Here is a 19,818-nt window from a genome sequence, read left to right on the forward strand (position 1 = left end):
GGCAGGCGGTCGTCGTCGACGCGGGCTCAGTCGTCGTCGCGTCCGATGAGTGCCGGATCCAGCAGTTCGGCGAACGCCCGCGGCCTCGACGCGATCCACCAGTGGCCCCCCGGAACGGTGGTGACCGTGAGGTCGGGCACCCAGTCCTCGAGCCCGTCCACGAGCCGGGGCGAGAGGAACGGGTCCTTCAGCGGCACGATCACGTGGACGGGCAGCGTCACGCGCCGACGCCGTGGGAGCCTGACGGCGCCGCCCAGGTTCGCGCGGTAGAGGGCCAGCCCCCGGATGGGATCCTTGCCGACGTTGCGCCGTGCGGCGAACTCGTAGCGGCGGGTCATCACCGCGCGCCAGAACAGCTCGGGCAGCACCGGCAGCTGGAAGGCCGCGACGTACCAGCTCCGGAGCACCTGACCGACGCCCTCGGGCACGAGGCGCGGAGTACGGAGGCGTGCCCGTAGCCACTGCGAGAAGTGCCGGAGGTCCGGACCGGAGATGCTCGTGAACTCTACGACCAGCCCGTCGGCCCGCTCGTCCTGCACCACGGCCCATCCCTGGATGGAGCCCCAGTCGTGCCCCACGAGCCGGACGCCGTCGGGCGCGCCCACGGCGTCGAGCACCGTGAAGAGGTCGTCGAGGAGCTCCGGCAGGGTGAAGCCCGAGCCGCCCAGCGTCCTGGACCGGCCGGCGTTCCGCGTGTCGAAGGTGATCAGATGATGCGTCGACGCGAGTTCACGGATCACGGGCAGGAAGACGCGGTGGTCGTCGGGGTAGCCGTGCACCAACAGCAGGCTCGGTGTGCCCGGTTCGGGCTCCACGCCGTACTCGAAGACGACGAGATCAGCGCCCGCCGAGCGGATGATGCGGAATCTCTCCCTCAGCGTGTCCATGCCCCAACCCTAGGTGCCCCGTGCCTCCCACGGGAGGTCGGCGGTCGCCGTGGACGGCATGACCCGCCCGCGCTCCAGCTGGATGCTGCGGCCGGCGACGGTGTCTGCGAAGGCGTCGTCGTGCGTGGCCATGACCACGGCGCCGCCCGTCGACGCATGCTCGAGGACGAGTTCCGCCATGAGGGTGCGGGTGGGATCGTCGAGGCCCGCGGTCGGTTCGTCGAGCGCCCACACGCGCGGGCCGGTGGCCATGATGGAGGCGAGGGCCACGAGGCGCCGCTGGACGAACCCGAGCTCGTAGGGGTGTACCTGCTCCAGCGCAGCCAGCCCCACCCGCTCGAGCGCTGCTGACGCCCGGAGTGAGGCAGCAGCGCGGCGCTCGCCCGCGAGCAGCGGACCGTAGGAGACCTCGCGCAGCACGGTGCGCTCGAACAGCTGCTGGTCGGTGTCCTGGATGAGGTACCCCACGTGCCGGGCCAGGATGCCGGTCGGCTGCCGGGCGATGGTGACGCCGTCCACGACGACGGTCCCGGCGTCCGCCCTGCACAGCCCGTTGAGGTGCTGCAGCAGCGTGGACTTGCCGGATCCGTTGGCGCCGAGCACCGCCACGACCTCGCCCGTGCGGACCGAGAGATCGACGTCGCGGAGCCCGGCCGCTCCTCCGGACCCGCCTGCCCTGTCGGACCCCGCCGCCCTGTCGGACTCCACCGCCCTGTCGGACCCGGCCGCTCTGCGTCGCTCGGGTCGGAGCAGCCGTCCGCGCTCGGAGGGGTAGGTGAAGCTGACGGACCGCATCGCCACCGCCACCTCTCCCGGCGCCGATCCGTCGGGCACGGTCTGCGGATCCGCGGACCCGGCCTGTGAGGAAAGGACAGCCGGACGGGTGAGCGGACGGGCGGGGAGGCGCGGTGGCTCCCCCGCCGTCCCGATGCCGTACCGGCGCAGTCCCGCCCAGCGCGTCTCGGCAAGGGGTCCGGTGAACACGGCGCGGCCGTCGGCGAGGGCCACCACCCGGATGTCCGAGGGCGCCGTCCGGGGCAGGGTCGGTTCGCAGACGACGACGGCGGTGCCCCCGGCGCGCAGCATCTCGAGGGCCTCGGCGACTCCGGCCGCGGCGGCGCCGTCGAGCCCCTGGAAGGGCTCGTCGAGGATCAGCACCCGCGGGCGCTGGGCCACGGCCGCCGCGATGATGGTGCGCTGGAGCTGGCCTCCGGAGAGCCGGCGCGGATCCCGGTCGAGGAGCTCCGTGAGGTTCATGGCCGCAGCGATCTCCGCGACGAGGGTCCTCAGGTCCTCCGGAGCCACTCCACGGTTGGCGGATCCGAAGGCGATCTCCTCGGCGACGGTGGCCGACATCATGGACAGTTGCCCCCAGGAGCCCTGGGCCACGAACCCCACGCGCGCACTCCAGGCGGCGGGGTCGATCCGCGGATCCCCGGGGCTGCCGGTGAATCGGATGGTCTCGCCGTCGAGCGTGAGGCTCCCACGGAACGTGCAGCCGGCCTCGGACCCCGCCTGACCCGCGAGGAGGCGGGCGAGCGTCGTCTTCCCGGAGGAGGACGCACCGGCGATCACCACGTACTCCCCCGCCTGCACGGAGAGCCCGAGGTCCACGAGGAGCGGCACGCCGTCGTCGTAGGCGAAGGACTCGCTGACGAGGGAAATCATCCGATGACCTCGCGTCCGAGCCAGAGCACGGAGAACAGCCCGACCGCGACGAGCATCACCCGGCGTGCCATCCGCTGACGCCGCGAGTCGGTGTCAGCGACGTAGCTCGTGCGGACCCCGGGTGAGGAGAAACCGCGCGCAGCGAGCATGCGGTTACGCTCCGAGGCGTCGACGAGCAGCCCGATCACCAGCGGCGTGGTGACGGCCAGGAGGGCGCGGGCGCGGGTCAGCGGCCCGCGCCCCACCACGAGACCGCGTGCCTGCTGCGCGCGCGTGATCTGCCCTGCGCGGAGGGCGACGTGCGGGATGAGCCCGACGGCGGACCCGATGATGAAGACGAGCTTCCGGCTGACGCCCCGGTGGGTCATGGTGGCCAGGAGCTGCGGGACGTCGAGCGTCATGGCGACCGTCAGGAAGATCCCCGCGAAGACGCTCATGCGCAGACCCATGAGGGCGGCGAACGTGAGACCCTCACCGGTGACCCGGGCCACGCCGAGATCGAGGAGCACGTCAGTGCCCTCGGGGAAGAACAGGCCGTGCAGCAGCAGCGTCGAGATCAGGAGCGGACCGGCGACGACGGCGACGGCCACGCCGATCTGCCGAGGTCGGCCGGAGAGCAGGATCGCGGGGAGGACGACGAGCAGCAGCACCGCCAGGGAGAACTGCCAGCGGTTCACGACGAGGACGAGCACCACCACCAGAGCTGCGGCGAGCAGTTCCGTGAGCGGGTTGTAGCTCCTTCGTCGTGGCATGCGTCAGGTCGCGGGGCTTCCGGCGTCGTGCCCGACCGCGCGGTCACCGCTCCGGACGCCGAGGACGCGGTGGGTCCTCGCGAAGGGGAACTGGCGGACGGCGCGGCGGGGCAGGGCATAGACGATCAGGGCGACGACGACGAACACGACGATCTTGTCCACGGAGTCCGAGAGCAGGCCCTGCTTGGTGGCGGCGACGAGCAGCTTGTCACCCATGGACCGGAAGACGGCGATGATCGCGTTGGTTCCCACCGTGCCGCCCCCGCCGAACATGAACGCGGCCACCGGGGCGGCGATGAGCCCGCCCACCGCGCCGACGACGAGCCCGGCCACGGGCGCCAGGTACACGTGGCGAAAGGCTCCGTACTTCGCGGCGAGCCCTGCGAGGACGCCGATCAGCGCCGCGCCGGCCGCGAAGGGCAGGGCGAAGGGGTTGAAGAGCCCCCACAGTGCGTTGCTGATGGCGCCCGTCGCGGCTCCGGCTGCGGGCCCTGCGAGGACGGCCACGAGCACCGTCCCGATGGCATCCAGGTAGATCTGCATGCCGAGCGAGCCGGCGATCTGACCGATCGCGATGTTCAGGGCGATGCCGATGGGCATGACGACGAGCGAGCTGGTGCTCAGCGTCGGCAGGATGCCCGCGACGAGGAGGGCGCCGCCGCCGAGGAATCCGAAGAGCACCACGAGGGAGGCGGTGCTGCCCATGCCGCCGGCGATCTCCGCGGGCTGAACGGTGACGAGGAAGAGGTAGGTGGCCGCGATGAGAACGGCACCGAGGATGATCAGCAGTCGGCGCGGCCGCTGTGTCGCGGGATCGGCTGCGAGGGTCAGGGGTGTCACGGTGGTCCTAGGGCGCGTCGGGGTGAGGTCAGCGCACCTCATGTCACCTCGGTGCCGGCCGGCAGCTACGCGGGCAGCCCCAGTGTACCGGCCGCTCACCCGGCGCAGCCGCGCGGTGGCGGGGCGGAGGCAGGTAGGGACAGGGCGGAGACGGGCAGAGACTGGCTCGCGTCGGGGTGGAAGCGGGGTCGGGCCGGGTCAGCCGTGCATGCGCGCGAGGTCCGCGAGTCGCTGCACCATGAGCTCGAACACCGGGGCAGGCTGGTTCCCCGTGACGATCCTCGCGTTCGGTCTGCGCTTCCACATGCCCACGGTGTCCGCGACGGTCTGGCCGATGGTCAGTGGCGAGGACGTCTCGACGTCCACCGTCGCGAGCCTCTCCTCGAAGGAGGCCTCGCCCGTGGCGACCATGACGGCGAAGAGGTCGTGGAGGTGCGCGATGTACCCCTGGTCGTACGCGCGGTGGAACTCCATGTAGAAGCGGAGGGCATCGGACACACAGGCGACGACGTCGTTGTCGCTCCCGCTGCGGAGCCCCGGCGGGTCCTCGGGTGAGAGCAGCTCCGGTCCCGCACCGGCAGCGCGCGCGAGGGCGTCGATGTGCGCGGGCGTGCACTCGATCCGCTCGGTGGTCTCGAGCGCGCAGACGATCGGGAGCTTCTCGACCGGCAGGCCCTCGTAGGCGGCGAAGACCTCCCGGGCCGCGTGCGGGTCCACGTGAATGTTCCACTCCGCCACCGGGGTGGTGTTCCCGGGGTGGTGGAAGGCCCCGCCCATGATGACGAGGCCCCTGAGGAGGTGGGGCAGCTCGGGCTCGGCCCGCAGGGCCAGCGCGAGGTTGGTCAGCGGTCCGGTCACCACCCCGGTGATCAGACCAGGATGGCAGCGCACGGCCTCCACCCACACGTCCACGGCATGCCTGCCGGAGACACGGCCGCGGGGTTCCGGCAGCACGGCGTACCCGATGCCCTGGTCGCCGTGCGTCTCCTCCGTGGTCACGAGCGGCACCTCGAGGGGTACCTCGCTACCGATCGCCACCTCGACGCCCGCCTTTCCGCACAACTCGAGGAGGGCGAGGTTGTTGAGTGCCACCTGACGGGCGCCCACGTTCCCCGCCGTGCAGGTGATCGCCTCGATGCTCACCCCGGGGGTCGCCAGGAGGTACAGGAGCGCGACGGCGTCGTCGATGCCGGTGTCGACGTCGAGCAGGAGGCGGCTGCGCTCCGGGCGCCCCTCCGTCACGGCCGGTCCGCCGCGGTGGTGCGCAACAGCTCGAGGCGGAGGGTCCGAGCGGTCTCCAGGTGCCGCCGGGCGATGGTCCGGGCGTCATCACTGCGACGCTCCGCGATGGCGCTGATGAGCTCCTCGTGCTCCACGAGGACCTCCTGCCACCTGTCCCCCACGGACAGCGTGGACCGCGGCGTGTGGATGAGGTGCGTGGACAACCGCTGCAGCAGGTCCATCAGGATCGGGTTCCGCGCGGAGGCCCAGAGCGTGGTGTGGAACTCGAGGTTGTTGGTGACCCTCACGGTGTCATCGGGATCGACGACGGCGCGGTCACGCTCCAGCAGCGCCTCGAGCCGCATGAGATCGGCCGTGCCCCGGTTCAGGGCTGCCTGGCCCGCGGCCTCCTCCTCGAGCATGACGCGGAGGTCGTAGATCTGGATGACCTCCTGAGGGTCGATCTGCGGTACCTGCAGACCCCGTGCGGCGCGCTCGAGCAGGCGTTCGTGCTGCAGCCGGCTGAGAGCCTCCCGGACGGGCGTGCGGGAGACCCCGAACCGCTCGGAGATCACCACCTCCCGCAGCGCTGTGCCCGGCGGGTGCACCCCGGCGAGGATCTCGCTGCGGAGCACGCGGAAGATCGACTCGCCGTCGACGCGCGGTGACGCCTCTGTCGACTCGACCATGGATTTCCTCGCAGTGGGGACGGAACGGATGGGAGTGGTGCCGGTGGCCCGTCAGACGGGCCGGGCCGGGAGGTTTCCCTCCCGGCCCGGAACGCGCAGGTACAACCGGACGTCAGCTGGCGAGCTGGCGCAGCACGTACTGCAGGATGCCGCCGTTGCGGTAGTAGTCCGCTTCGCCCGGGGTGTCGATGCGCAGCACGGCGTCGAATTCCACCGGCGTGCCGCCGTCGGCGGGCGCCGCGGTCACATGCACGGTGCGGGGCGTGCGGCCCTCGTTGAGCTCCGTGACACCGCTGACCGAGAACGTCTCGGTACCCGTGAGTCCGAGGGACTCGGCGTTCTGGCCCGCGGGGTACTGCAGCGGCAGCACGCCCATGCCGATGAGGTTGGAGCGGTGGATGCGCTCGTAGCTCTCGGCGACGACGGCCTTCACACCCAGCAGGGCGGTGCCCTTCGCAGCCCAGTCACGCGAGGACCCGGAGCCGTACTCCTTGCCCGCGAGGACCACGAGCGGGGTGCCCGCCGCGCGGTAGTTCTCCGCGGCGTCGTACACCGCGGCCTGCGGTGCGTCGGCCTGCGAGAAGTCCCGCGTGAACCCGCCCTCGACGCCGTCGAGCAGCTGGTTCTTGATCCGGATGTTCGCGAAGGTGCCGCGGATCATGACCTCGTGGTTGCCACGGCGTGAGCCGTAGGAGTTGAAGTCCTTGCGCTCCACACCCTTCTCGGTGAGGTACCGGCCGGCCGGGGTGTCGGACTTGAACGAACCCGCGGGCGAGATGTGGTCGGTGGTGACCGAGTCGCCGAGCTTCAGCAGGACACGCGCGCCGTCGATGTCCTCGACCGGGCTCGCCTCGCGCTGCAGGCCCTCGAAGTACGGGGGCTTCCGCACGTACGTGGACTCGGGATCCCAGGCGAAGGTGTCGCCGGCGGGCGTCGGCAGCGACTTCCAGCGGTCGTCGCCCTCGAAGATGGTCGCGTAGCTAGAGGTGAACATGTCCTCGTCGATGGACTCGTCGATGACCTTCTGCACCTCGACCGGGTTCGGCCAGATGTCCTTCAGGAACACGTCCGTGCCCGACTCGTCCTGGCCGAGGGGCTCGTTGTCGAAGTCGAAGTCCATGGTGCCGGCCAGGGCGTAGGCGACCACCAGTGGCGGTGAGGCCAGGTAGTTCATCTTGACGTCCGGGTTGATGCGGCCCTCGAAGTTCCGGTTGCCGGACAGGACGGCCGTGACCGCGAGGTCGTTGTCCTGGATGGCCTGCGAGATCTCGTCCTCGAGCGGACCCGAGTTGCCGATGCAGGTGGCGCAGCCGTAACCCACGGTGAAGAAGCCGAGCTTCTCGAGGTACGGGATCAGGCCCGACTTCTCGTAGTAGTCGGTGACGACCTTCGAGCCCGGCGCCACGGAGGTCTTGACCCACGGCTTGGACACGAGGCCCTTCTCGACCGCGTTGCGTGCCAGCACGGCGGCGGCGAGCATGACGGACGGGTTGGACGTGTTGGTGCACGAGGTGATCGACGCGATGCTGACGATCCCGTGGTCGAGCTCGAACTCGCGGCCGTCCTTCATGCTGACGGCTACCTTCTTCGACGGGCGTGAACCACCTGCACCGGCGCCGACGGTCTCCCGTGGCTCCGAGTTCTCGTCCGTGACGGATGCGGTGGTACCCGGGGTGAAGCTCGGGGAGTCGGACGCGGGGAAGCTCTCCTGCGAGGACTCGTCGACGGTGCCGCCCGGCGCGAACGTCAGGTCGGGGTCGTCCGAGTAGTTGCGCAGGTCCTCGCGGAACTGGCTCTTGGCCTTCGTGAGCTCCACGCGGTCCTGCGGGCGCTTCGGGCCGGCGATCGAGGGCACGACGGTCGAGAGGTCCAGCTCGAGGTACTCGGAGAAGCGGATCTCGCGGGAGGGGTCGTGCCAGAGGCCCTGCTCCTTGGCGTAGGCCTCGACCAGCGCCACGTTCTCGGCGGGCCGGCCGGTGAGGCGCAGGTAGTCGAGGGTGACGTCGTCGATCGGGAACATGGCGGCCGTGGATCCGAACTCCGGGCTCATGTTGCCGATCGTGGCGCGGTTCGCGAGCGGCACGGACGCCACGCCCTGGCCGTAGAACTCGACGAACTTGCCGACCACGCCGTGCTTGCGCAGGATCTGGGTGATGGTGAGCACCACGTCCGTGGCCGTGGCTCCCGCGGGGATCTCTCCGGTGAGCTTGAAGCCGACGACGCGCGGGATGAGCATGGAGACGGGCTGGCCGAGCATGGCCGCCTCGGCCTCGATGCCGCCCACGCCCCAGCCGAGCACGCCGAGGCCGTTGACCATGGTGGTGTGCGAGTCGGTACCCACGCAGGTGTCGGGGTAGGCACGGAGCACGCCGTCCACCTCGCGGGTCATGACGGTGCGCGCCAGGTACTCGAGGTTGACCTGGTGGACGATACCCATCCCCGGGGGAACGACCTTGAAGTCGTCGAACGCCGTCTGGCCCCACCGGAGGAACTGGTAGCGCTCGCCGTTGCGCTGGTACTCGATCTCCATGTTCCGCTCGAGCGCACCGGCGTTGCCGAAGGCGTCGATCTGCACGGAGTGGTCGATGACCATCTCGGCGGGCGCAAGCGGGTTGACGCGCGTCGGGTCGCCGCCGAGGTCGGCGACGGCCTCACGCATGGTGGCGAGGTCCACGATGCAGGGGACGCCCGTGAAGTCCTGCATGATCACGCGGGCCGGCGTGAACTGGATCTCGGTGTCCGGCTCGGCGTCCGCGTCCCACTGGGCGAGGGCGCGCACGTGGTCGGCCGTGATGTTGGCACCGTCTTCGGTGCGCAGCAGGTTCTCCAGCAGTACCTTGAGGCTGAACGGAAGATTGTCGGCGCCGTCAACCGCGCCCAGTCGGAAAATTTCGTACTCGGCACCGGCGACGTCGAGGACGCCTTTCGCACCGAATGAGTCCGCAGTCGACATGACGTTGGCTCCCTTCAGAGGTTGTGGAATACCTTCATACTAAGCCACGCCTACCCGCACTGTATACAGTCGTACACCGAGCGTACGGCGCGTCACCTCCGGGACTGGACGGCGATCGACTCCTCGGGAAGGGCATCCGCGCCGAACAGCAACTCGTCCTGCTCCGGGGAGACCTGGCGGCTGTGGTCGACGATCGGGCCGGTGCCTGCGATCTCGCGGATCATCTCGATCCCGGCGATCGCTTCCTGCTTCGAGGCATAGAAGGTGGAGACCGCCACGAGGGTTCCGTCGGGGGCGGTCAGCTTCACCCGGAAACCGTCGTCGTGAGCGTCCACCAGTTTGAAGTATCCAGCCATCGTCCTACCTCCTTGTAAGGGGCTTCTTCATCTGCGGTCCCCCATCATAAGCACACTGACCGCCTCGGATCCGGCGCGGATCAGGGCTTGAAACACGCCGTGCGTCCGGGAAGATCAGGAACATGGGAACCTGTTCCACAGTGTTGCCCACGCCACCCCCATTTCCGGGCGGCACGTGCGGTGGGCCGCCCGGCACCGGCCGGCCCCACCGGGACCCGAAGGAGCACCATGACCGAGCCCACCGACGCCCGTCCGAGCGACGGCCACCCCGCTGCCGACCGGCGGGAGCACGTCCTCGATCCGTCGGCGGGCGCCGCCGGCCACGGCTCTGCCACCATCCGCGACGAGCAGTCCACCCACGAGGCCGGAGCTGTTCCCGCCGCCTTCACCGGGGCCGACTCCCCCGCGGAGGACGCCACCGGTACCGGTACCGGCGCGGACGACGACGGCGGGCAGTCCCGCCCGGAGGAGTCGCAGGAGCCCGACGGCTGGGACAGCGCAGCGCACCGCTCCTGAGCGGGCGGGACACGGTGGCGCGGAGCGGCGCCGTGTATCAGCGGACGCGGCCCGACGACGCGGTGCGGCTCAGCGATGCGGCCCAGCGACGCTCCTCGGCGACCCGGATCAGCGGCGCTCCTCAGCGACCCCGCTGCGCGAGGCGCGCCACGATCGACGCCGGCACCACGCGGGCGAGCGCCACGAGGACCCGGTACCGCGCACTGGGGATCGAGACCGCCTTGCCGGCCGCGGCATCGCGAAGCCCTTCGGCGACCACCTGGGCCGCCCCGAGCCACAGAAAGGACGGGATGGACGACGTCTCCACGCCCATCCTCTGGTGGAACTCGGTGCGGACGAAGCCCGGACACAGTGCCGTCACCCGGACGCCGTCGGCCCGGTAGGTGATGTTCGCCCACCGGCTGAAGCTGATCATCGCGGCCTTCGCCGCACCGTAGGTGCCCCGCGGGGTGAAGCCCGCCACGCTCGCGACGTTGATGATCGTGCCCGAGCCGTGCGCCCTCATGGTCGCCAGCGCCGTGTGCGCCAGCGCCAGGGGGACCTCGACGTGGATCCTGAGGTGCCGGATCTCGTCGTCGAGCGTGTTGTCCGCGAACGGGAGGGCCACCCCGTAGCCCGCGTTGTTCACGAGCACCGTCACCGGACGGTCCGTGCGGGCCAGGCGCTCCTGCACCCGGGCCCGTCCGGCGTCGTCGAGCAGGTCCGCGGTGATCGTCTCGACGTCGACACCAAAGCGCTCGCGCAGCTCTTCCGCCACGTTGCGCAGGCGTTCGTCCGTGCGCGCCACGAGGACGAGCGCATGCCCGTCCGCGGCGAGCCGGCGGGCGAACTCGGCCCCGATGCCCGAGGTGCCACCCGTGACGAGCGCGGTCCGTGTCATGAGCCCATACTCTTCCCCGCCCGTCCGGCGCACAAGACGACCGCCTCGCCGAGGGCCGTATCGCCGTGGCTCGCCAGCCTGTACGTTGGCCCCATCGGCGGGCACAGCAGGCACGACGGCGAAGCCCGCGGGTTCCGACGCCCGGGTCCACCGGGCGGTTCGACGCACCACGAAAGGCGAGTTCCATGAGCGGTAACAGAGCTGTTGCGTACAAGGGACCGGGGAAGGTCGAGGTCATCGACATCGACTACCCCACGTTCGAACTCAAGGACGGGCCGGGGGTGAACCCGGCCAACGTGGGCCGCTCGGTCCACCACGGCGTGATCCTGAAGACGGTGACCACCAACATCTGCGGCTCGGACCAGCACATGGTCCGAGGACGCACCACGGCGCCCGCGGACCTCGTGCTCGGCCACGAGATCACGGGTGAAGTGGTCGAGGTGGGGCGCGACGTCGAATTCATCAAGGTGGGTGACATCTGCTCCGTGCCGTTCAACATCGCGTGCGGCCGGTGCCGCAACTGCAAGGAACGCAAGACGGGCATCTGCCTCAACGTGAACCCGGACCGGCCGGGCAGCGCGTACGGCTACGTGGACATGGGCGGCTGGGTCGGCGGGCAGGCCGAGTACGTGCTGGTCCCCTACGCCGACTGGAACCTGCTGAAGTTCCCGGACCGGGACCAGGCGCTCGAGAAGATCCTCGACCTCACCATGCTGTCCGACATCTTCCCCACGGGCTTCCACGGCGCCGTCACCGCCGGTGTCGGCGTCGGGTCCACCGTGTACGTGGCGGGTGCGGGGCCCGTGGGCCTGGCCGCCGCCGTGTCGGCACAGCTGCTCGGCGCCGCCGTGGTGATCGTCGGCGACCTCAACGAGGACCGCCTGGCGCAGGCCCGGAGCTTCGGCTGCGAGACCGTGGACGTCTCGAAGGGCGATCCACGCGACCAGATCGAGCAGTTGCTCGGCGTGCCGGAGGTGGACTGCGGCGTGGACGCCGTGGGCTTCGAAGCGCGCGGACACGGGTCCGGCTCGGGCACGGAGGCTCCCGCGACGGTGCTGAACTCGCTCATGGACGTGACGGCGGCGGGCGGGGCACTCGGCATACCCGGGCTCTACGTCACCGGGGACCCGGGAGCAGTGGACGACGCCGCGAAGGTGGGCTCGCTCTCGATCAGCCTCGGGACGGGGTGGGCGAAGTCGCTCTCCTTCACCACCGGTCAGTGCCCGGTGATGAAGTACAACCGCGGTCTGATGATGGCGATCCTCCACGACCGCGTTCATATCGCGAAAGCGGTCAACGCAAAGTCGATCGGGCTCGACGAGGCGCCGCGCGGCTACGAGGAGTTCGACGCCGGAGCGGCCACCAAGTACGTCCTCGATCCGCACGGCTACGTAGCGGCCTGACCACGACCTGACCGCCCCCGAGCGCGACCGCGGGAGGGAGCTCCGAGAGGGCCCGGATCCGCAGGATCCGGGCCTTTTCCGCGCGTTCATCTCGGCTCTGGCGCTCGGAGAAGCGTCAGTGTGGCAGACGAAGTTCATATTCGCCAGCTCTTTTCCCTCATCTTCGAGCGATGTCAAGCGGCGCGCCGTACCGGTTTGGCATCAAATCAGAATTGCTTTACGGTGGGACGAGTTCCCCGTCCGGGGAAGCGAATGAGCTGCAGAAAATCAGGCAGCGATGAATGCCCGGCACCGCCCTCCACCGCTCGTTGCTCAACCGGCGGCTGCCGAACCATGACCTCTAGAACGTCAAGGTGAGCAGCGGCGCGAAGAAGTCCGGGGACGGACCTAGTGCGGGTGGCCTTTCGGAGCATCGTAACCCCATGAAAACAACCTCTTTCAGCACAGGCGCCCGTCGCGGACTCGCAGCAGTGGCCCTCACCGGCCTCGGCCTCGGCGCAGCAGCCGGTGCAGCCAACGCAGACACCTGGGACCAGCTCGCGCAGTGCGAGAGCGGCGGGAACTGGAGCATCAACACGGGTAACGGCTACCTCGGTGGCCTGCAGTTCTCGCAGTCCAGCTGGAACGCAGCCGGCGGTACGGGCTCGCCCGCCGCCGCGAGCGTCGCCGAGCAGAAGCGCGTCGCCGCGAACCTCCAGCAGATGCAGGGCTGGGGCGCCTGGCCCGCCTGCTCCGCCAAGCTCGGTCTGACCTCCGGGTCGTCCACCGCCGTCGGCGGCTCGCAGGGTGCAGCCGCGCAGGCTCCCGTTCAGGTCCAGCAGGTCCAGCAGGCACCCGTCCAGGTGCAGCAGGTCCAGCAGGCTCCCGTCGTCCAGGCACCGGTCGTCCAGGCACCGGTGGCCCAGGCTCCCGTCGCCCTGAGCGGCGAGACCTACACCATCCAGTCCGGCGACACGCTCAGCTCGATCGCCACGAAGCTCGGCGTCGAGGGTGGCTGGCAGGCCCTGTTCGCCGCCAACGCCGACACCGTGATCCACCAGGACCTCATCTTCACCGGTGCGGTCCTGCAGCTCCCGGCCTGATCCGAGGCTTGTGAGCTCGCGCTCCTCCTGACCCGAAGCGCCGACGGCGCTGAGGGTCACCACGCGGCATCCGGCCGACGAGGCATGTTCCTCGAGGCCGGGTGCCGCGTTCTGCGTTGAGGGCCCTAGCACTACAGTGGAGCGCGGCATCGGCGTCCCGGCGATGCCGACAGACGACGACGTCACTCGAGGAGTCTCCACGATGCCCGCCATGAAGTCCCCCTCCGCCCCGCGCCGATCCACGGTGTCGGCCGTGATGCGCCCGGTCAACACCCTGGTGGAGCGGTTCATCCCCAGCGCTCTGGTCTTCGCCGTCGTCCTGACGTTCGTGGTGGCGATCGCCGCCCTCCTGCTCACGGATGCCGGACCCGTCGAGGTGATCGACGGGTGGGGTGACGGCCTGGCCGGCCTCCTGGCCTTCATGACGCAGATGGCGTTGATCCTGCTGCTCGGCCACGCACTCGCGCACACCGGACCCGTGCGCAGATTGCTCACGCGCCTGGGCGCCGTCCCGCGGACAGCGGTGCAGGCCTACGTGTTCGTGTTCGTCGTCGCGGCCGTCGCGTCCCTCATCACGTGGGGGCTCGGACTGGTCATCGGTGGACTGCTCGCCAAGGAGGTCGCTGCGCAGGCCCGGGAGAAGGGCCTTCGCCTGCACTTCCCCCTGCTGGTGGCCTCGGGCTTCTCCGGGTTCGTGGTGTGGCACATGGGCTACTCCGGCTCCGGCCCGCTGACCGCGGCCACCGAGGGCTCCTTCATCGCGGAACAGGTGGGCCGCACCGTTCCCGTCTCCGAGACCACCTTCTCCTGGTGGAACATCACCGCCGCAGTCGCCACGATCGTGCTCGTCGCCGGAGCGCTGGCGCTCGTCGCACCCAAGGGCACCGACGCCGTCACGGAGCTGCCGTTCGACGCCCGGACCACGGACGACGTCCACCTCGAGGACGAGGTGCTCACGCCCGCCGACCGTCTCGACGCCAGCCGCATCCTGACCAGCCTCGTAGGTCTCGCGCTGGTCGCGTATCTGGTGATCCACTACGTACAGGGCGGGACGGCGACGCTGGACATCGTCAACTGGACGTTCCTCGCCCTGTTGTTCCTCCTGGTGCGCAGCCCGTTCGAACTGATCGCACTCACGAAGAACGCCGCTGCGAACGTCGGGGAGATCCTCCTGCAGTTCCCCCTCTACGCCGGCATCATGGGCATCATGGGCTCCACCGGACTCATCGGGATCCTCTCGGACGGGATCGTCGGCATCGCGACGCCTGGGAGCTTCGGCCTGCTGGCGCTGCTGTCCGCCGGGCTCGTCAACTTCTTCGTCCCCTCCGGCGGCGGTCAGTTCGCCGTCCAGGCCCCGATCATGCTCGACGCCGCCAGTCGTCTGGGCGTGGATCCCGCCGTGGCGATCATGGCTGTGTCCTACGGCGATCAGTGGACCAACATGATCCAGCCCTTCTGGGCGCTTCCCCTGTTGGCGATCGCCGGGCTGAAGATGCGGGACATCCTCGGCTACACGATGGTGACGCTGATCGTTTCGGGCCTCGTGTTCGCCGTCACCATGCTGGTCGTGGGCGCCGGCTGAGGTGACTCCGCGTCAGCCGACTCCGCGTCGGCCGACTCGGCGTCAGCTGCAGGAGGTCGCGTCGACGTCGATCCCCAGGTTGTGCGGCACCGCGTAGTCGCGGTCCGGTGTGGAGTACGCCACCACGATGTTGTCGGCGCTGCCATGCGTGACTCCCTCGGCCAGCTCGACGGTCACGATGATGTTCACGTGCGCATCGGGCTTCATCTGGTACCCCGCGGCGGGGACCGGCGGGCCGATGGGCTCCGGTGCCGCCGTGGGAGTCGGCGCGGCTGTGTGCTCCTCGTGGGCACTGCCCGGGGCGTCCGGGTGGTTGTGGCCCTCGCGATTGGCCGTCTGGACCATCGAGGAGATGACGTTCAGCCCCTCGGGATTGCCGAGCGCCATCTCACCGAACGTGAACGTCTCGAGCGTGGGGTTGTGGAGCATCACGGTGTAGCGCAACCGGCTGTCATCGGGCTGTACGCCGCAGAGGTCCGCCCCGTCGATCCCGACGTTGAGCGGATCCTCACCGAGGTCGGCGCCGATGGGCGCCGCAGCCGCACCGCCGTCGGCCGTCGCGGGCCCGGCGGGTTGCACCTGCGGTGCATTGTCCGTGTTGACCCCGAGCGGATTCTCCTCGACCGATCCGCAACCGGCGAGCGCGAGGAGGGCCACGAGCCCGAGAGCGGCGGTGGAACCCCGGCGCCGGACGGTCAGGGCACGCTCCGGTGTTCTCGTGAGTGCTTGTGGGAGTGTCAACGCTCGACCCATCGTCGGTGGACCGCACCGGACGGACCTCCGGCGCTGCTGGCTGTGATGATGGCTGTGATTCGTGGCACAGGCCCTTCCGGCTTGGTGGCTCCTCCGTCCGAACTGCAGCACTCAGCCCAGGGGCTTGCCTCCCGTGACGCCGAGGATCTCCCCGGAGACGTAGCGGGCGTCGTTCGAGGCGAGGAACACGTAGGCACCTGCCAGTTCGGCCGGCTGCCCCATGCGCCCCAGCGGGGTGTCCTCCCCGAAGGAGTCCAGCTTCTCGCTCGTGGTGGTCGCGGGCTGCAGGGGGGTCCAGATGGGACCGGGCGCGACGGCGTTCACGCGGATACCACGCTCGCCGAGCAGTTCGGCGAGGCTGACGGTCAGGTTGTTCAATGCGGCCTTCGTGGCGGCGTAGTCCATGAGGCTCGTGGTCGGGTGGTAGCCCTGAACGGAGGTGGTGGTGATGATCGACGCCCCGGCCTCGAGGTGCGGCAGGGCGGCCTGCGTGAGCCAGATGGTCCCGTAGACGTTCGTCTCGAACGTGCGGCGCAGCTGGTCGGCATCCACGTCCGGCAGTCCGTTCGGCTGGGCGATGTGGAAGCCGGCGTTGTTGACGAGGATGTCGAGCCCGCCGAGTCCGTCGAGGACCGCCCGGATCGCCGACGGCGCGTAGGCCTCGTCGCGCAGGTCCCCCGGGACGGCGAGCGCGGTGCGCCCCTCCGCGCGGACGAGTTCGAGGCAGCTGGCGCCGTCCTCCTCCTCCTCGGGGAGGTACCCGATGGCGACGTCGGCGCCCTCGCGCGCGAAGGCGAGGGCAACCGCCCTCCCGATGCCTGAATCGCCGCCGGTGATGAACGCCCGCCGACCGGCGAGCCGTCCGCTCCCCGTGTAGCTGTCCTCGCCGTGGTCGGGGCGCGGATCCATCCGCTCGGTGAAGCCGGGGTACTCCTGAAGCTCCGTGGAGGCGTCCACTGCGGGGCCTCTCGGATCGTCCTGGTCGAGGGTGCCGCTGGGCTCGTTGTCCATGATGCTCCTGGTGGGTGGGGCCGGAGGTACTAAGCCTACTGTCGTTGTGTTTGCGCCGTGCCTACTGTCGTTGTGTTTGCGCCGTGAGTCCTCTAGTAATGGACCTATGACAGTGATCCTGAGGTCCCTAGAAACAGCCGTACCCGAGACCGCGATGGTGCAGCCCCAGGTACGCGACGTCTTCGCGGCACAACCGGACCTCACGCGGCTCGGCCGGCGGCTCGTGGGAGCGGCCTTCGACAGCTCGGGAATCGAGACGCGCTACACCGCTGTCAAGGAACTCACGGTCGAGACCGCGTCCGAGGAGCCGGTGTTCTTCGACCAGAAGAACATGCGAATCCTCACGCCCAGCACCAAGGTACGCAACGAGGTGTACGCGGAGGAGGGCACCAAGCTGTTCGTCGAGGCCGCCCGGAAGGCCCTCGACGCCGCGGAAGGCATCGAGGCCGCCGACGTCACGCACGTCGTCACCGTCTCCTGCACGGGCTTCTTCGCCCCCGGCCCGGACTACAAGATCGTCCGCGCACTCGATCTCGCGCCGTCCGTCCAGCGCTACCACCTGGGCTTCATGGGCTGCTACGCGGCCTTCCCGGCGCTCCGCTCCGCCAAGGCGTTCTGCGAGGCGGACCCCGACGCCGTCGTCCTGGTGGTGTCCGCCGAGCTCTGCTCGCTCCACGTGCGGTCCTCCAACAACCCGGACACCATAGTGGGGTCCTCCCTGTTCGCCGACGGCGCCGCTGCCGCGATCGTGACGGCACGCGACCTGCCCCTGACCACACCCGCGCTCAGCCTCGACCACTTCGAGACCGTCCTCACCCCGGTGGGCGAGGAGTCCATGGCCTGGAACATCGGGGACGAGGGCTTCGAGATGGTCCTCGGGACCTACGTGCCCCACATCATCGACGAGCACATCGTCGGAGCCCTCGCGCCGCTGCTCGCCCGTGACGAGACGCTGACGGGGCTCGACTACACGGACATCGAGCACTGGGCCATCCATCCCGGCGGCCGCAGCATCCTCGACAAGGTGGAGGCGAAGCTCGGGCTCACGGAGCAGCAGCTCGTGCCGGCCCGCGAGACCCTGCGCGACTACGGCAACATGAGCAGCGCCACCGTGATGTTCGTCCTCAGGAACATCCTCGACCAGCCCACCACGGACGGGAACAACCGCGTGTGCTCCATGGCGTTCGGCCCGGGCCTCACCGTGGAGACCGCCCTGTTCACGCGGATCGGTGCGCCGGTCACGGGCAGCCCGACCGCTCGCACGGACGTTGCGGCGGAGGACGTCGTGGTGCCGGACGATCTCGGGGCCGTGCTCAGCAGAGCCGGCGCATGAGCCCACGCGGCTTCCTCGCCCGGCGTGACACGCACGCCACCGAGCAGATGGACCGGCCCGACTGCGACCCGGGGAAACTCGACCGCACCTACGCCCAGTTCGGTCTCGTCAACGCCGTCGTCTCAGGGTGGCGCCGCACGTACACCACCCTGCTGCGGCCCGCCTTCTCCCCCAGCGGCGTCAACACGCTGCTCGACATCGGGTCGGGCGGCGGCGACCTGCCGAGGACCCTGGCGCGCTGGGCACAGCTCGACGGCCTGCGGCTGGAGATCACCGCCGTCGATCCCGACGAACGGGCCCATGCCTACGCCGCGGCGCTGCCACCACTGCCCGGCGTCACGTTCCGCCGCGCGCTGAGTTCCGAGCTCGTGGCCGACCACGCGGTGTTCGACGCCGTGGTGTCCAACCACGTGCTGCACCACCTCGACGCAGCGGAACTCGACGGCCTCCTCGAAGACACCGAGCAGCTCACGCGGCACATCGCGGTGCACAGCGACATCGCCCGCCACCCCGTCGGATACGCGCTCTTCTCCGCCGGGACGCTGCCGCTGCCCGGCTCCTACATCCGCGAGGACGGCCTCACCTCGATCCGCCGGAGCTACACGCCCGGTGAACTGCGCAGTGCAGTCACGGCCCGGCGCGGCTGGGAGGTCCGGACGGCCAGGCCGTTCATCAACCTCCTCGTCCTCGACAAGCGATCCGAGGGGGCTCCCCATGCATGACGTCGTCGTGGTCGGCGGTGGCCCGGTGGGCCTGTACACCGCGGTGCTGCTCCGCCAGGCGGGCCTGGACGCCGTCGTCCTGGAGCGCCGGACCGAGCGCAGCAGCCACTCGCGCGCCATCGGGATCCACCCGCCGGCATTGCGGGCGCTCGAGAGCGGCGGGATAGCCGACGAGCTACGGCGGCGCGGTGTCCTGATCCGCGACGGCGTGGCACGCAGCGCGGGCCGCCACGTGGGCACGGTGTCCTTCTCGATGCTCCCCGGGGAGGAGAAGTACGTGCTCGCGGTACCGCAGGCGGTCACCGAGGAGGTCCTCGAACTGCACCTCGAGAAGCACTTCCCGGGCACGCTCCAGCGGGGTACCTCGGTTGCGACGACGCGTGACACCGGAGACCACGTGCTGGTGGTGACGCGCGTGCAGGGCGAGAACCACGTGCTCGAGGCACGCCTCGTGATCGCCGCCGACGGCGCGCGCAGCTCGGTGAGGGACGACGCCGGCATCCGGGCCCCCTCGCGCAGGTATCCGGACTGCTACGTGATGGGCGACTTCCAGGACGACACCGCCGACGGCGACGACGCGGTGCTCTACCTCGAGACCGGCGGGATCGTGGAATCCTTCCCGTTGCCCGGCGGGATCCGGCGTTGGGTGGTCCGCATGGGCTGCCCGCAGGAGCGGCCGACGGCGGAGGCGCTGACCAGCCTCATCCACGACCGGACGGGCGTGTCCGTGGACCCGTCGACCACCTCGATGCTCAGCGCCTTCGAGGTGCAGTCACGACTCGCGGAACGCTTCGTGGCGGGCCGTACGGTTCTCGTGGGCGACGCCGCCCACGAGGTCAGTCCCATCGGCGGGCAGGGCATGAACCTCGGCTGGCTCGACGCGGAGCGGCTGGTGCCCATCATCACGGCGTCGCTCCGTGACGGCGAGGACGTCGCTGGGCCGCTCGCACGCTACGAGAAGGAGCGGAAGGCGGAGGCGATCGTCGCACGGCGGAAGGCCCACCTCAACATGGCGCTCGGGCGGCCGCTGCCCGGGCCCCTGATGCGCTCCCGCAACGCCTTCCTCGCGGCGCTCATCCGCAACGATGCCGTGCACGGCTCGGTGGCGCGGGCCTTCACGATGCAGTGATCCCGATGGGCACGCAGCGTCCACGACGCTGCGCGATCACA

18 protein-coding genes are annotated in these 19,818 nt (G+C 70.1%); 7 read left to right on the forward strand and 11 right to left on the reverse strand.

Going from position 1 to position 19,818, the window contains the following annotated elements; all coding sequences use genetic code 11:
• Positions 1-26: 26 nt before the first annotated feature.
• The 8 genes from AC4D12_RS13955 to AC4D12_RS13990 all read right to left on the reverse strand — a co-directional run bounded on the left by AC4D12_RS13955 (position 27) and on the right by AC4D12_RS13990 (position 9,366).
• On the reverse strand, positions 27-887 hold the full coding sequence (locus tag AC4D12_RS13955) for an alpha/beta fold hydrolase (RefSeq protein WP_490950534.1): 861 nt from the start codon (positions 885-887) through the stop codon (positions 27-29).
• Positions 888-896: 9 nt separating this feature from the next.
• Positions 897-2,555, reverse strand: coding sequence for an ABC transporter ATP-binding protein (locus AC4D12_RS13960; protein WP_490950535.1), 1,659 nt, complete (start codon positions 2,553-2,555; stop codon positions 897-899).
• Positions 2,552-3,307, reverse strand: a complete 756-nt coding sequence (locus AC4D12_RS13965; protein WP_490950536.1) for an energy-coupling factor transporter transmembrane component T — start codon at positions 3,305-3,307, stop codon at positions 2,552-2,554. Before AC4D12_RS13965 ends, AC4D12_RS13960 begins: the two co-directional genes overlap by 4 nt.
• 3 nt (positions 3,308-3,310) lie before the next feature.
• On the reverse strand, positions 3,311-4,147 hold the full coding sequence (locus AC4D12_RS13970; RefSeq protein WP_490950537.1) for an ECF transporter S component: 837 nt from the start codon (positions 4,145-4,147) through the stop codon (positions 3,311-3,313).
• Positions 4,148-4,345: 198 nt separating this feature from the next.
• Positions 4,346-5,389 (reverse strand): nucleoside hydrolase, encoded by a 1,044-nt coding sequence (locus AC4D12_RS13975; protein ID WP_490950538.1) that lies wholly within the window; start codon positions 5,387-5,389, stop codon positions 4,346-4,348.
• A complete protein-coding gene (locus AC4D12_RS13980; RefSeq protein ID WP_490950539.1) occupies positions 5,386-6,057 on the reverse strand; it encodes a GntR family transcriptional regulator in 672 nt (223 codons plus the stop codon). The genes AC4D12_RS13975 and AC4D12_RS13980 overlap by 4 nt, the downstream gene beginning before the upstream one ends.
• 112 nt (positions 6,058-6,169) lie before the next feature.
• Positions 6,170-9,010: an aconitate hydratase gene (locus AC4D12_RS13985; protein WP_490950540.1), complete on the reverse strand. Its 2,841-nt coding sequence runs from the start codon at positions 9,008-9,010 to the stop codon at positions 6,170-6,172.
• Positions 9,011-9,102: 92 nt separating this feature from the next.
• Positions 9,103-9,366, reverse strand: a complete 264-nt coding sequence (locus AC4D12_RS13990; protein WP_490950541.1) for a YegP family protein — start codon at positions 9,364-9,366, stop codon at positions 9,103-9,105.
• 228 nt (positions 9,367-9,594) lie between these two features.
• Here AC4D12_RS13990 and AC4D12_RS13995 point away from each other — a divergent pair, with 228 nt between their 5' ends.
• Positions 9,595-9,882 carry a hypothetical protein gene (locus AC4D12_RS13995; protein ID WP_490950542.1) on the forward strand — a complete coding sequence of 96 codons (288 nt, stop codon included), beginning with the start codon at positions 9,595-9,597 and terminating at the stop codon, positions 9,880-9,882.
• A 121-nt stretch (positions 9,883-10,003) separates the two neighbouring features.
• On the opposite strand, the gene AC4D12_RS14000 is transcribed toward AC4D12_RS13995, so the two are convergent.
• Positions 10,004-10,762 (reverse strand): SDR family NAD(P)-dependent oxidoreductase, encoded by a 759-nt coding sequence (locus tag AC4D12_RS14000; protein WP_490950543.1) that lies wholly within the window; start codon positions 10,760-10,762, stop codon positions 10,004-10,006.
• 185 nt (positions 10,763-10,947) lie between these two features.
• Here AC4D12_RS14000 and fdhA point away from each other — a divergent pair, with 185 nt between their 5' ends.
• The 3 genes from fdhA to AC4D12_RS14015 all read left to right on the forward strand — a co-directional run bounded on the left by fdhA (position 10,948) and on the right by AC4D12_RS14015 (position 14,829).
• The gene (gene fdhA, locus AC4D12_RS14005) at positions 10,948-12,165 is read left to right on the forward strand and encodes a formaldehyde dehydrogenase, glutathione-independent (RefSeq protein WP_490950544.1); all 1,218 of its coding nucleotides are present in this window, start codon (positions 10,948-10,950) and stop codon (positions 12,163-12,165) included.
• Between the two features lie 422 nt (positions 12,166-12,587).
• The gene (locus tag AC4D12_RS14010) at positions 12,588-13,247 is read left to right on the forward strand and encodes a transglycosylase family protein (RefSeq protein ID WP_490950545.1); all 660 of its coding nucleotides are present in this window, start codon (positions 12,588-12,590) and stop codon (positions 13,245-13,247) included.
• A gap of 202 nt (positions 13,248-13,449) precedes the next feature.
• Entirely contained in the window at positions 13,450-14,829 is a 1,380-nt protein-coding gene (locus AC4D12_RS14015) for a short-chain fatty acid transporter (protein WP_490950546.1), read from the forward strand.
• A gap of 42 nt (positions 14,830-14,871) precedes the next feature.
• Here the strand turns inward: AC4D12_RS14015 and AC4D12_RS14020 are convergent, their stop codons facing one another.
• Positions 14,872-15,570, reverse strand: a complete 699-nt coding sequence (locus AC4D12_RS14020; RefSeq protein WP_490950547.1) for a hypothetical protein — start codon at positions 15,568-15,570, stop codon at positions 14,872-14,874.
• Between the two features lie 123 nt (positions 15,571-15,693).
• On the reverse strand, positions 15,694-16,593 hold the full coding sequence (locus AC4D12_RS14025; RefSeq protein WP_490950548.1) for an SDR family oxidoreductase: 900 nt from the start codon (positions 16,591-16,593) through the stop codon (positions 15,694-15,696).
• Between the two features lies 1 nt (position 16,594).
• Here AC4D12_RS14025 and AC4D12_RS14030 point away from each other — a divergent pair, with 1 nt between their 5' ends.
• From AC4D12_RS14030 to AC4D12_RS14040, 3 genes are read left to right on the forward strand one after another with little or no spacing between them, the layout of a single operon-like run.
• Entirely contained in the window at positions 16,595-17,926 is a 1,332-nt protein-coding gene (locus tag AC4D12_RS14030; protein WP_490950661.1) for a type III polyketide synthase, read from the forward strand.
• On the forward strand, positions 17,923-18,648 hold the full coding sequence (locus tag AC4D12_RS14035; RefSeq protein WP_490950549.1) for a class I SAM-dependent methyltransferase: 726 nt from the start codon (positions 17,923-17,925) through the stop codon (positions 18,646-18,648). Before AC4D12_RS14030 ends, AC4D12_RS14035 begins: the two co-directional genes overlap by 4 nt.
• On the forward strand, positions 18,641-19,777 hold the full coding sequence (locus tag AC4D12_RS14040) for an FAD-dependent oxidoreductase (protein WP_490950550.1): 1,137 nt from the start codon (positions 18,641-18,643) through the stop codon (positions 19,775-19,777). The genes AC4D12_RS14035 and AC4D12_RS14040 overlap by 8 nt, the downstream gene beginning before the upstream one ends.
• Positions 19,778-19,818 lie beyond the last annotated feature (41 nt).

The sequence above is a fragment of the Arthrobacter sp. TJ-266 genome (assembly GCF_058269115.1).